At 69.5% G+C, this 11,164-nt stretch carries 13 protein-coding genes; 6 read left to right on the forward strand and 7 right to left on the reverse strand.

The genetic code is table 11. The features are described from left to right. Nucleotides 1-3 precede the first annotated feature (3 nt). From phoB to SZ55_RS03620, 3 genes are all read right to left on the reverse strand, one after another. Nucleotides 4-693 (reverse strand): phosphate regulon transcriptional regulator PhoB, encoded by a 690-nt coding sequence (gene phoB / locus SZ55_RS03610; RefSeq protein WP_044401460.1) that lies wholly within the window; start codon nucleotides 691-693, stop codon nucleotides 4-6. Nucleotides 694-803: 110 nt separating this feature from the next. Continuing rightward, nucleotides 804-1,694, reverse strand: coding sequence for a 4-hydroxybenzoate octaprenyltransferase (gene ubiA, locus SZ55_RS03615; protein WP_044401463.1), 891 nt, complete (start codon nucleotides 1,692-1,694; stop codon nucleotides 804-806). A gap of 28 nt (nucleotides 1,695-1,722) precedes the next feature. Next, entirely contained in the window at nucleotides 1,723-2,277 is a 555-nt protein-coding gene (locus tag SZ55_RS03620) for a chorismate--pyruvate lyase family protein (protein WP_044401466.1), read from the reverse strand. A gap of 160 nt (nucleotides 2,278-2,437) precedes the next feature. Between SZ55_RS03620 and SZ55_RS03625 the strand changes: the two genes are divergently transcribed. From SZ55_RS03625 to SZ55_RS03650, 6 genes are all read left to right on the forward strand, one after another. After that, complete coding sequence (locus SZ55_RS03625; RefSeq protein WP_044401468.1) at nucleotides 2,438-2,605, forward strand: rubredoxin; 168 nt, start codon at nucleotides 2,438-2,440, stop codon at nucleotides 2,603-2,605. A 168-nt stretch (nucleotides 2,606-2,773) separates the two neighbouring features. Further along, complete coding sequence (locus SZ55_RS03630; protein WP_044401471.1) at nucleotides 2,774-2,941, forward strand: rubredoxin; 168 nt, start codon at nucleotides 2,774-2,776, stop codon at nucleotides 2,939-2,941. A gap of 66 nt (nucleotides 2,942-3,007) precedes the next feature. Then, nucleotides 3,008-4,156, forward strand: a complete 1,149-nt coding sequence (locus tag SZ55_RS03635) for an NAD(P)/FAD-dependent oxidoreductase (RefSeq protein ID WP_044401474.1) — start codon at nucleotides 3,008-3,010, stop codon at nucleotides 4,154-4,156. A 188-nt stretch (nucleotides 4,157-4,344) separates the two neighbouring features. Next, nucleotides 4,345-4,617, forward strand: coding sequence for an HU family DNA-binding protein (locus tag SZ55_RS03640; protein WP_044401477.1), 273 nt, complete (start codon nucleotides 4,345-4,347; stop codon nucleotides 4,615-4,617). Nucleotides 4,618-4,744: 127 nt separating this feature from the next. Beyond that, nucleotides 4,745-5,137 (forward strand): hypothetical protein, encoded by a 393-nt coding sequence (locus SZ55_RS03645; protein ID WP_044401480.1) that lies wholly within the window; start codon nucleotides 4,745-4,747, stop codon nucleotides 5,135-5,137. A 94-nt stretch (nucleotides 5,138-5,231) separates the two neighbouring features. After that, on the forward strand, nucleotides 5,232-5,963 hold the full coding sequence (locus SZ55_RS03650; RefSeq protein ID WP_044401483.1) for a hypothetical protein: 732 nt from the start codon (nucleotides 5,232-5,234) through the stop codon (nucleotides 5,961-5,963). 61 nt (nucleotides 5,964-6,024) lie between these two features. On the opposite strand, the gene SZ55_RS03655 is transcribed toward SZ55_RS03650, so the two are convergent. The 4 genes from SZ55_RS03655 to SZ55_RS03670 all read right to left on the reverse strand — a co-directional run. Next, a complete protein-coding gene (locus SZ55_RS03655; protein ID WP_044401486.1) occupies nucleotides 6,025-7,425 on the reverse strand; it encodes an aminoacyl-tRNA deacylase and HDOD domain-containing protein in 1,401 nt (466 codons plus the stop codon). A 90-nt stretch (nucleotides 7,426-7,515) separates the two neighbouring features. Then, nucleotides 7,516-9,591, reverse strand: a complete 2,076-nt coding sequence (recG, locus tag SZ55_RS03660; RefSeq protein WP_044401489.1) for an ATP-dependent DNA helicase RecG — start codon at nucleotides 9,589-9,591, stop codon at nucleotides 7,516-7,518. Then, entirely contained in the window at nucleotides 9,588-10,526 is a 939-nt protein-coding gene (locus tag SZ55_RS03665; protein WP_044401492.1) for a hydrogen peroxide-inducible genes activator, read from the reverse strand. Before SZ55_RS03665 ends, recG begins: the two co-directional genes overlap by 4 nt. Nucleotides 10,527-10,613: 87 nt before the next feature. Further along, a partial coding sequence (locus tag SZ55_RS03670) for an energy transducer TonB (protein ID WP_044401495.1) occupies nucleotides 10,614-11,164 on the reverse strand: 551 nt, incomplete at its 5' end.

Below are 11,164 nucleotides of genomic sequence, written 5' to 3' on the forward strand. Positions count from 1 at the left end.
GCTCTAGCCCTTGGTGGAGAAACGATAGCCGGTGCCGCGCACCGTCTGCACCAGGTTCTCGTAGGCGTCGCCCAGGGCCTTGCGCAGGCGGCGGATGTGCACGTCCACGGTGCGTTCCTCGACGTAGACGTTGCCGCCCCAGACCTGGTCCAGCAGCTGGCCGCGGGTGTAGGCGCGCTCCTGGTGGGTCATGAAGAACTGCAGCAGGCGGTATTCGGTGGGGCCCATCTCGGCCGGCTTGCCGTCGATGGTGACGCGGTGGCTGATGGGGTCCAGCAGCAGGCCGCCGATCTCGATGGGGGCTTCGCTGTCGGTGGGGCCGGCGCGGCGCAGCACGGCCTTGAGGCGGGCCACCAGCTCGCGGGGCGAGAAGGGCTTGGTGATGTAGTCGTCGGCGCCGACTTCCAGGCCCTGGATCTTGTTGTCCTCCTCACCCTTGGCGGTGAGCATGATGATCGGGATGTCGCTGGTCAGGTCGTCGCGCTTCAGGCGCCGGGCCAGTTCGATGCCGGAGGTGCCGGGGAGCATCCAGTCCAGCAGGATCAGGTCGGGCTTGCGGTCGATGATGCTGGCGTGGGCCTGCTGGGTGTTCTCCGCCTCCAGGCACTCGTAGCCGGCCATTTCCAGGGCCACCGCGATCATTTCGCGGATCGGTGCTTCGTCGTCGACGATCAGGATGTTCTTGCCAACCATGTATCCGCCTCGGGTCGCTGGTTCTGAGGGTTTGCGCGCATTAGATAACGGAATTATTGCAGTGATATGACACGGCCGTGGCGGAGACGACGGCCGTGCCGGGCGCGTGCTCAGCGCAGGGCGTAGTCGGCCACCACGCCGATGAAGATCGCCAGGCCCGCCCAGTGGTTGTGCAGGAAGGCCTTGAAGCAGGCCTGCGGGTCGCGGTCGCGGGTGCTGTGGAATTCCCAGGCGAAGCAGGCCAGGGCACCGAGCAGGCCGAGGTGGAAGTACAGGCCCAGTTCGAAGCGGCTGCCGGCCAGCAGCAGGCACAGCAGGGCGAGGCCCTGGAGGGTGGCGATGATCACCCGGTCGGCGTCGCCGAAGAGGATGGCGGTGGACTTGATGCCGATCTTCAGGTCGTCCTCGCGGTCGGTCATGGCGTAGTAGGTGTCGTAGGCCACGGTCCACAGCAGATTGGCGATGTAGATCAGCCAGGCGGTGGCCGGCAGTTCGCCGGTGGCGGCGGTGAAGGCCATGGGGATGCCCCAGGAGTAGGCGGCGCCCAGCACTACCTGGGGGTAGAAGGTGTAGCGCTTCATGAAGGGGTAGCAGGCGGCCAGGGCCACGGCGCCGAAGGACAGCCAGACGGTGGTGGCGTTGGTCAGCAGCACCAGGCCGAAGGCGATGGCCAGCAGCACGGCGAAGAACACCAGGGCTTCCTTCGGGCGGATGGCGCCGGTGGCCAGGGGGCGGGCGTGGGTGCGGGCGACGTGGCCGTCGAAGTTGCGGTCGGCATAGTCGTTGATGGCGCAGCCGGCGGCGCGCATGACGGCGACGCCGAGGACGAAGACCAGCACGTTCTTCAGGCTGGGGTGGCCGTCGGCGGCGATCCACACGGCCCAGAGGGTGGGCCAGAGCAGCAGGTAGACGCCGATGGGACGGTCGAGCCGGGCGAGCTGGACGAAGTCCCAGGCACGCGGGTGCAGGCGGTTGAGCGATCGCAGGAACTGGATGTACATCGGGGGCCTCCGCTGGACGTGCGGCGGATTATACGGCCTCGATTCCGGCCTGCCGCCACAGCGTGGGGAGGAATACCTCGGCCACCAGCACGCCCAGCCCGTCGCGGCGGAAGCAGGAGCGGCGGCCCCAGAGGCGTTCCTCGCGCACCTCGGCCGGCAGCAGCGACGCCGGGTAGCGGGTGACTTCGATGGCGCCGCGGGCGAAGGCGCGGTCGCTGAACAGCAGCTCGCCGAGGGAGCGGCCGCCGAGGTTGGCCAGGGCCAGGCCGGAGCCTTCCAGGGCCTTGCGGGCGGCGACGCTGCGGGCGAAGACCCAGGGTTCGCCATGGCCACGCAGGTACACCTCGCGCACCCAGCCCTGGCTGCCGTCGGGCACGCCGAGGGCCTGGCATTCGTCGCTGCGCAGGACCTGCCAGGCTTCGTGGAGCGGGGTGACGCTGAAGGCGCCCTGGGCCTGTGCGGTGAGGCGGCGGGTCAGCGAACCCTGGTCGAACAGCCAGTCGCGCACCTCGGCAGCGGGCGCGGGGTGCAGCTGCTGGGCGCTGAGCCAGCGGGGCGGGTGGACGAGGACGGCGTTCGACACGGTGGACCTGCGGGGGCTTGGGCGGCGCGGGAGTGTAGCACGCAGCCCGGCGCGCTCCGGACGGGCCCGGTTGTCGCAGGGCGGTGGTCGGCGGGCGTCTTGGCGCTGCCCGGCGATTGGGTTAGGTTGCGCGCGCAACCGTGAGTTTCCCGAGGCAGATATGAAGAAATGGCAATGCGTGGTCTGCGGACTGATCTATGACGAAGCCCAGGGCTGGCCGGACGACGGCATCGCCCCCGGTACCCGCTGGGAAGACGTGCCGGCCGACTGGCTGTGCCCGGATTGCGGCGTGGGCAAGCTGGACTTCGAGATGATCGAGATCGGCTGATCCTCCCGGGCCCCCGCGTTCTGCGTGGGGCCCTGTTTCTCTCCCTCCCCGCTCCTGATACCCCTGGTCACGCCCCAACCTCCGTCGGGGCGCGCGGCTGCCTGCTTGGCGAGCGCGGGCGGTTTGGAGTAGGTTCGGCCGATCGTTCCCGCTGGGGTGGAGGTGCGTGTGCGCAAGTGGCAATGCGTGGTGTGCGGCTTCATTTATGACGAGGCCCTGGGGCTGCCCGAGGAGGGCATCGCCCCCGGTACGCGCTGGGAGGACGTCCCGGCGGATTGGGTCTGCCCTGATTGCGGGGTGGGCAAGGTGGACTTCGAGATGATCGAGATCCGCTGAGTCCTGGTGGTTTTCTGAGCGACGGCCTGCGGGCCGTCGCGTCGTTTTTCGTCCTAGGAGTGAGTGATGAGTGCACCTGTGGTGATCGTCGGGACCGGCCTGGCCGGCTACAACCTGGCCAAGGAGTTTCGCAAGCTGGACGGCGAGACGCCGCTGTTGCTGATCAGTGCCGACGACGGCCGCTCCTATTCCAAGCCGATGCTGTCCACCGGTTTCGGCAAGAACAAGGACGCCGACGGCCTGGCGATGGCCGAGGCCGGCGCCATGGCCGAGCAGCTGAAGGCGGAGATCCGCACCCACACCCGCATCACCGGCATCGACCCGGGGCACCGGCAGATCTGGATCGGCGAGGAAGCCGTGGCCTACCGCGACCTGGTGCTGGCCTGGGGCGCCGAGGTGATCCGCGTGCCGGTGGAGGGCGATGCGGGGGATGCGGTGTTCCCCATCAATGACCTGGAAGACTATGCGCGCTTCCGCGCGGCAGCCGCCGGCAAGCGCCGGGTGCTGATCCTCGGCGCCGGGCTGATCGGCTGCGAGTTCGCCAACGACCTGACCCTGGGCGGCTACGAGGTGGAGGTCGTCGCCCCCTGCGAGCAGGTCATGCCCGGCCTGCTCCACCCGGCGGCGGCCGGCGCCGTGCAGGCGGGGCTGGAGGCCATCGGCGCACGCTTCCACCTGGGGCCGGTGCTGGCCAGCCTGAACCACGCCGGCGAGGCGCTGGAGGCGCACCTCTCCGACGGCACCCACCTCAGCTGCGACCTGGTGGTCTCCGCCGTGGGCCTGCGTCCGCGCACCGCCCTGGCTGCGGCGGCGGGCCTGGACGTGAACCGCGGTGTGGTGGTGGACCGCGAGCTGCGCACCTCCCACGCGAACATCTACGCGCTGGGGGATTGCGCGGAAGTGGACGGCATCAACCTGCTCTACGTGATGCCGCTGATGGCCAGCGCCCGGGCTCTGGCGCAGACCCTGGCCGGCACGCCGACGGCGGTCAGCTACGGGCCGATGCCGGTGACGGTGAAGACCCCGGCCTGCCCGCTGGTGGTCTCGCCGCCGCCCCGTGGCCTGGACGGCGAATGGACGGTGGAAGGGGCCGGCGCGGACATCAAGGCGCTCTGCCGCGATGCCTCCGGGCGCCTGCTGGGCTATGCGCTCACCGGCGCGGCGGTGCAGGAGAAGCTCGCCCTGAACCGTGAACTGCCGCCGGTCTTGGCATGAACGGCCGGCCTTCTGTCGGATCCGCCCTCGGCTTGTAGGTCAAAACTGTCGGACAACACTGGCGCAGGCCTTTGTGGCATGCCATCCTCCCCGAGGTCTGCCGCAGCGCAGAGCTGTTGCGGCGCCTTGGGCGCTGTTCTGGATGAACAGCACGGACACAAAAACAACAAACCGTCACAGAGGCATCTATGCGTAAACCGGAACTCGCCGCCGCCATCGCCGAGAAGGCCGATCTCACCAAGGATCAGGCCAATCGTGTTCTCAACGCCGTTCTCGAAGAAATCACCAACGCGCTGCACCGCAAGGACAGCGTGACCCTGGTCGGTTTCGGCACCTTCGTGCAGCGCCACCGTGGTGCTCGCACCGGCAAGAACCCGCAGACCGGCCAACCGGTCAAGATCAAGGCCAGCAACACCGTGGCCTTCAAGCCGGGCAAATCCCTCAGGGACTCGATCAACTAAGGACAGTGTTCCCGGGGCCCCCAGCCGGCCCCGGGAGCGTTTCAACCCATCTCCAGGCTGGGCTGTAGTCCCGCTCGCAAACCGCTACAATGCGCGCCCGTTCCCCTTCCGACCGAGGCGCTCGCCGATGAAATTCCGACTCCTGCTCTGGGGCCTGGGCCGCATGATGGCCAAGGCCAGCCGTGACAATGCCGCCTTCCGCGAGCAACTGGCCGGCAAGGACCTGGTGTTCCAGCTGCACACCCTCGATGGCAAGGTGGCCCGTCATTTCGTGGTCAAGGACCAGCGCGTCACCAGCAAGCGCGGCGTGGCGGCTTCGCCGGCCTTCGCCATCGGCTTCAAGGATGGTGCCTACGGGTTCGCCACCATGAACGCCAAGAACAAGCAGCTGGCCTTCATGCAGGGCATCCAGAACAAGGACATCCAGATCCAGGGCAACCCGGCGCTGGTGCTGTGGTTCCAGGGCCTGACCAAGCACCTGGTGCCGAAGAAGAAGCCCGCCGACAAGCAGGCGGCCTGAGCCCCTCCGCTGGTGAGCCTCCAGGCGTTTCGCTAGGCTGAACAGGCGCGTTCCGCGAGGCGCGCGCCCGCGTCGTCCTGATGGAAGCCTGCCCATGCGAGTCCTGATCGCCCTGCCCCTGCTGCTCGCCAGCGCCGCTGCCTTCGCAGCCCCCAAACCCCCTGCCCCCGCCCAGCTGGACCGTGCCTTCGAGCTGGCCGGCGTGCGCCTGCTCTGCGAGCAGAGCGGCACGCTGTTGCAGCGGGGTGCCCCCGAGTCTTATCAGAAGCAGTTGGCCAGCGCCTTTGCCGCCGAGGCGGTGTGCGCCGACCTGGCGGCGGCCGTGGCCCCTCGGCTGGAGGTGGCGCAGCTGGCCGAGGTCGAGCAGGCGCTGGACAGCGAGCTGGCCCGGCGCTTCACAGCCGCCGAGCGCGAGGTGGACGACGGGCTGGTGGACTACCGCAAGCAACTGGCCGACAAGCCGCCCCGTGCCGACCGCGTGGAGCTGGTGCACCGCCTGGACCGCGCGGCCCGCACCACCGACCTGGCAGCCCTGCTGCGCTACGAGGTGGGCAAGACCCTGGCGCTGCTCAGCCTGCGCCAGCGGGGCGAGCGCATCAGCGAGCCTGCCCTGGCCCAGCAGACCGCCCAGCAGGCTGAGGGCATCCACGCCAGCAGTGCCCAGGCGGTGGAGTCCTTCATGCTCTATGCCTACCGGCAGATGCCCAGCGAGCAGGTCCAGGCCTATGCCGAACTCTACGAGCGGCCGGCCGTGAAGCGCCTGCTGGATGCGAGCCTGGAGGCCCTGCCCGGGGTCTTCGCCAAGCGCCGGGCGCTGCTCAAGTAGCCGGCGGCTTCGCGCGCAACAAAAAGGGCCCCGAGGGGCCCTTTTTCGTGACGCGCATGACTCAGTGGTTGAACTGGGAGGCCAGCTCGCGCAGCGCGGCTTCGGCTTCGAGCACCTTGTTCACGGCGTCGTCGGCCTTCTCCCGGGACAGGCCCAGGCGCTCGAACAGCTCGTCCGGCAGGGCGATCTGCGGGCCCATGCCGATGCCCCGCTGGCGCAGCAGGCCGACGGCCAGGGTGACCAGGTTGGGGTAGGCGTGGTTGGCGCCGTCGTAGTTCGGGTCGTGCTGGAAGCGCAGGGCGGCGGAGAGCTCCTCGGGCATGTCCCAGAAGCGCATCAGCCAGCTGCCGATCTGCTCGCGGGTGATGCCCAGCAGGTGCTGCTCGATGTAGCTGTGGGGCAGGTGCGGGTTCACTTCCAGGTGCCGGCAGATCAGCGAGAAGTGCGGCGGGAAGACGTGGGCCAGGACCAGGTAGCCGAAGTTGTGCAGCAGGCCGCCGAGGTAGGTGAGGCCGGCCTCCGGACGCTGGGCGCGGGGGATGGCGCGGGTCAGGCCTTCGATCACGGCGGCGGTGTAGACCGCCTGCTGCCAGTAGGGCGTGGCCTGCTGGGGCTGGTCCTTGGGCAGGCTCAGGGTCTTGCCCAGGGCCAGGCCGAGGGCCAGGTTGATCACCAGGTCGAAGCCCAGCACGCGGACGATGGCGTCCTCCACCGAGCGGATCTTGCCCGGCGCGGCGTAGTACGGCGAGGCGGCCCAGCTCACCACCTGGGCGGCCAGGGCCGGGTCGGTCTCCACCACGCCGGTGATGTCGTCGACGGTGGCATTGGGGTCGACCCGCAGCTTGATGATCTTCTGCGCGGTTTCCGGCAGCGGCGGGATCTCGATGGTTTCCTCGAGGCGCTGCTGGATGCGTCGGGCGGTGAAGGCCTGGACGGCCTGGCTGATCTCGGCGCGGTCGTCGTCCGGGCGGTCGAGGTTCAGGCGGATGCCCTCCAGCGGCTCGCCGAAGCGGGCGGCGCTGGCCTTGCTGAGCAACTGGCGGTACTGCTCGGTGGGGATCTCCAGCACCAGGCCGGTGTGCCCGGAGTCGATCAGCAGCGAGGGCTCCTGCAGCAGGCGCTCGTCGTACAGGCACGGCGAGCTGGTCAGCGGCGGCAGGGCCGGCAGGGTGTTCAGGTCGTGCTTGCCGAGCATGCGCTCGAAGCGCTCGGGCTTGATGGTGACCAGCTTGCGGCCGGTGAGCTCGGCGAGGCGGTTCAGGTCCAGCAGTTGGCTGCGCGGGTAGAGCACCAGCAGGGCGCCGACGGCATCCTCCAGCAGCACCGCCTGGACCCGGCGCTCGGCCGGCAGGTCGGGCGTGTCGGCGCGGACCTGGCTGGCGATGCCCAGCTTGTCCAGCAGTTGCAGGATCACGTCGGGTGCGTGGGGTTCCTGGTCCGGGGCGAATGCGACTTCGGTCATGGCGTTATCCGGCTTCAAAGCGACTGCCCGGAGTATAACGAGCAGCCATCAGGACTGATGGGTCAGGCGACCGGCGCACTGTGCGCTGGATCACACTTGCCCGTATTGCTGGCCGTGTCTCAGCCAGCGCTCCAACAACGGACTCACATGCTGCGGCCAGCGTTCCATCAGGGCCTGGGCGGCGTCGCGCACGGCCGGCAGCAGGTCGGCATCGCGCATCAGGTCGGCCACCTTGAACTGCAGCAGGCCGGTCTGGCGGGTGCCGAGCATCTCGCCGGGGCCGCGCAGTTCCAGGTCCTTCTCGGCGATGACGAAGCCGTCGCAGGTCTCGCGCATGATGCCCAGGCGCTCGCGGCCCAGCTGGGACAGCGGCGGGTGGTAGAGCAGCACGCAGTGGCTGGCGGCGCTGCCCCGACCGACGCGCCCGCGCAGCTGGTGCAGCTGGGCCAGACCGAGGCGCTCGGGGTTCTCGATGATCATCAGGCTGGCGTTGGGCACGTCGACGCCCACCTCGATCACGGTGGTGGCCACCAGCAGCTGCAGTTCGCCGCGCTTGAAGGCGTCCATCACGGCGGCCTTCTCGGGGGCTTTCATGCGCCCGTGGATCAGGCCGACGCGCAGGTCGCCGAGGGCCAGGGAGAGTTCTTCGTAGGTGGTCTCGGCGGCCTGGCAGGTCAGCTCCTCGGACTCCTCGATCAGGGTGCAGACCCAGTAGGCCTGGCGCCCTTCATGGCAGGCGGCGCGTACGCGTTCGATGACTTCCTCGCGGCGGTTGTCGGCCACCAGCACGGTGTTCACCGGCGTCCGCCCGGGGGGCAGTTCGTCGAGGATGGAGGTGTCCAGGTCGGCGTAGGCGCTCATGGCCAGGGTCCGCGGGATGGGGGTGGCGGTCATGATCAGCTGGTGCGGGCTGAGGCGGCCGTCGATGCCCTTGCGGCGCAGGGCCAGGCGCTGCTGCACGCCGAAGCGGTGCTGTTCGTCGATGATCACCAGGGCCAGGCGGCGGTAGGTCACTTCGTCCTGGAACAGGGCGTGGGTGCCGACCACCATCGGGGCGCCGGCAGCGATGCGTTCGAGGGCGGCGGCACGGGCCTTGCCCTTGAGCTTGCCGGCGAGCCAGGCGACTTCGATGCCCAGCGGTTCCAGCCATTTGCTGAAGTTGAGGTAGTGCTGCTCGGCGAGGATCTCGGTGGGGGCCATCAGCGCCACCTGGTAGCCGGCCTCCAGGGCCTGCAGGGCGGCCAGGGCGGCGACCACGGTCTTGCCGGCGCCGACGTCGCCCTGCACCAGGCGCAGCATGGGCTCGGGCTGGGCGAGGTCGTAGGCGATCTCGGCGGCGACGCGTTGCTGGGCACCGGTGGGCTGGAAGCCCAGGTTGGCCAGGTAGCGACGGGGCAGGTCCTTGGCCGGGGGCAACTGCGGTGCGGCCTGGGCCCGTTGCTGTTCGCGCAGGCGTTGCAGGGACAGCTGGTGGGTGAGCAGTTCCTCGAAGGCGAGGCGGTGCTGGGCCCAGTGGCGGCCTTCGGCGAGCTCTTCGAGGTCGGCATCCGGCGGCGGCCGGTGCAGGTAGCGGATGGCTTCGTCCAGCGGGCCGAGGCGGTAGTCGCGGGCCAGTTCGTCCGGCAGCCAGTCGGGCAGGCTGTGGGGGCCGAGGCGTGCCAGGGCGAGCTGGCTGAGGTTGCGCAGGCGTTGCTGGGTCAGCCCTTCGGTGGTCGGGTAGATGGGCGTGAGGGTCTGCTCCACCGGCGGCGGCTCGTCGCCGTTCAGGGCGCGGTACTCGGGGTGGTAGATCTCCAGGCCGGAGGCACCGGGGCGGACCTCGCCGTAGCAGCGCAGCTGGGTGCCACGCTTGAGGCCGTCCCGCTGGGCGTTGCTGAAGTGGTAGAAGCGCAGGCTCAGCGAGCCGCTGCCGTCATGCAGGCGCACCAGCAGGCTGCGGCGCTTGCCCATGACCACGTCGGCGCCGGTCACCTGGCCTTCGATCACGGCATCCTGGCCGGGGCGCAGGGCGCCGATGGGCACCACGCGGGTGCGGTCCTGGTAGCGCAGCGGCAGGTGGAAGAGGATGTCCTGGAGGTTCTCCAGGCCGACTCGGGCGAGCTTTTCGGCCAGCGCCTCGCCCACCCCCTTGAGCGCGGTGACCGGGACCTGTGCCAGTTCGGTCATGTGGCGCTGGGTTCGCCTTCAGCCTGGGGGCGGGCGACCGAGCAGAGGCGGATGGAGTCGGCCAGCACTTCGATGGCGCGGGGGCGCGGGAAGCTGGCGCGCCAGGCGATGGCCACGGTGCGGAACGGCACCGGCGGGGTCAGCGGGCGGACCTCGATGACGCCGGGGGCGTAGTGGTGGCTGTCGACGGCGGAGAACGGCAGGATCGAGACGCCCAGGCCGGAGGCGACCATGTGGCGGATGGTTTCCAGGGAGCTGGATTCCACGGTGGTGTGGCGGGCGGTTTCCTCGCTGCCCTTGCGCAGGGTCGGGCAGGCTTCCAGCACCTGGTCGCGGAAGCAGTGGCCCTCGCCGAGCAGCAGCAGGCTCTTGTCGTTGAGCAGCTCGCTGTCGATGGTCTTCTTCGCCGTCCAGGGGTGGTCGGCGGGCAGCAGCACGTAGAAGGGCTCGTCGTAGAGCGGCTTGGTCAGCACGTCGGCCTCGGCGAACGGCAGGGCGATGATGATCGCGTCCAACTCGCCGGTGCGCAGCTTGTCGCGCAGGACGTGGGTGAAGTTCTCTTCGATGTACAGCGGCATCTGCGGGGCGACCCGGTGCAGCTGGGGAATCAGGTGCGGGAACAGGTAGGGGCCGACGGTGTAGATGGCGCCGAGTTTGAGCGGGGCGGCCAGCTGGTTCTTGCCGGCCTGGGCCAGCTCGCGGATGCCCTGGGCCTGTTCGAGGACCTTCTGGGCCTGGGTGACGATGCCCTCACCGACCGGCGTCAGGCGCACGGCGCTCTTGCTGCGCTCGAAGATCAGTACGCCCAGTTCGTCCTCGAGCTTCTTCACCCCGACGGAGAGGGTCGGCTGGCTCACGTGGCAACGTTCGGCGGCACGCCCGAAATGCTGTTCCTGGGCGAGGGTGACGATGTAGCGCAGTTCGGTGAGGGTCATAGCGATTTTCCATTGAAGAGGCGCAAGCATAGCGGCTGCAGTCAATGGAACCAACCGCTGTGCCGCCCCGGGCGGGGCGGCGGTCGCTCAGCGGCGATCCTTGCGCAGGGAGTAGACGAAGGGGGCCGTTACTTCCCGCGCGCCGTTGACCAGGATCTCCGGCGGCGGCGGGGGCAGCGGCTGGGCGCGGCGGATCATTTCCAGGGTGGCGCGGTCCAGCGAGGCGCTGCCGGACTTGCCGGTGAGGGTGTAGGCCAGGACCTTGCCTTCGGCGTCCACCGTGAAGCTCAGGCGGTTGACCCCTTCGATGTTGCGACGGCGGGCGTCCTCGGGGTAGCGCTTGTACTTGGCCAGGTGCGCCAGCAGCTTGCTCTGCCAGGTCTCGCGGGCCTGGGTCATGGCGCTGGCCATGCTCTCCTGCTGGGCGGCGGGCTTGGCGTCGCTGGGCGGTGCCGGCGGCGTGGGCGCGGCCACCTGCTCCTTGGGCGACTCCTGCTCCTGGGGCTTCTGCTCGGGCTTGGGCTCCGGGGGCTTGGGCTTCGGCGGTTTCGGCTTGGGTTTGGGCTTCGGCGCGATGGCGATGGTCGGCTTGGGCGCTTCGGCCAGCTTCGGCAACGGCTCGGGCTCCGGCTCCACCT

Source organism: Pseudomonas sp. FeS53a, from assembly GCF_000931385.1.
In the GTDB taxonomy this organism is placed as follows: domain Bacteria; phylum Pseudomonadota; class Gammaproteobacteria; order Pseudomonadales; family Pseudomonadaceae; genus Metapseudomonas; species Metapseudomonas otitidis.

Coding starts and splice junctions, on each gene's coding strand:
- phoB (WP_044401460.1), bottom strand. CDS start 693: ATGGTTGGCAAGAACATCCTGATCGTCGACGACGAAGCACCGATCCGC.
- ubiA (WP_044401463.1), bottom strand. CDS start 1,694: ATGTACATCCAGTTCCTGCGATCGCTCAACCGCCTGCACCCGCGTGCC.
- SZ55_RS03625 (WP_044401468.1), top strand. CDS start 2,438: ATGAAGAAATGGCAATGCGTGGTCTGCGGACTGATCTATGACGAAGCC.
- SZ55_RS03635 (WP_044401474.1), top strand. CDS start 3,008: ATGAGTGCACCTGTGGTGATCGTCGGGACCGGCCTGGCCGGCTACAAC.
- SZ55_RS03640 (WP_044401477.1), top strand. CDS start 4,345: ATGCGTAAACCGGAACTCGCCGCCGCCATCGCCGAGAAGGCCGATCTC.
- SZ55_RS03645 (WP_044401480.1), top strand. CDS start 4,745: ATGAAATTCCGACTCCTGCTCTGGGGCCTGGGCCGCATGATGGCCAAG.
- SZ55_RS03650 (WP_044401483.1), top strand. CDS start 5,232: ATGCGAGTCCTGATCGCCCTGCCCCTGCTGCTCGCCAGCGCCGCTGCC.
- SZ55_RS03655 (WP_044401486.1), bottom strand. CDS start 7,425: ATGACCGAAGTCGCATTCGCCCCGGACCAGGAACCCCACGCACCCGAC.
- recG (WP_044401489.1), bottom strand. CDS start 9,591: ATGACCGAACTGGCACAGGTCCCGGTCACCGCGCTCAAGGGGGTGGGC.
- SZ55_RS03665 (WP_044401492.1), bottom strand. CDS start 10,526: ATGACCCTCACCGAACTGCGCTACATCGTCACCCTCGCCCAGGAACAG.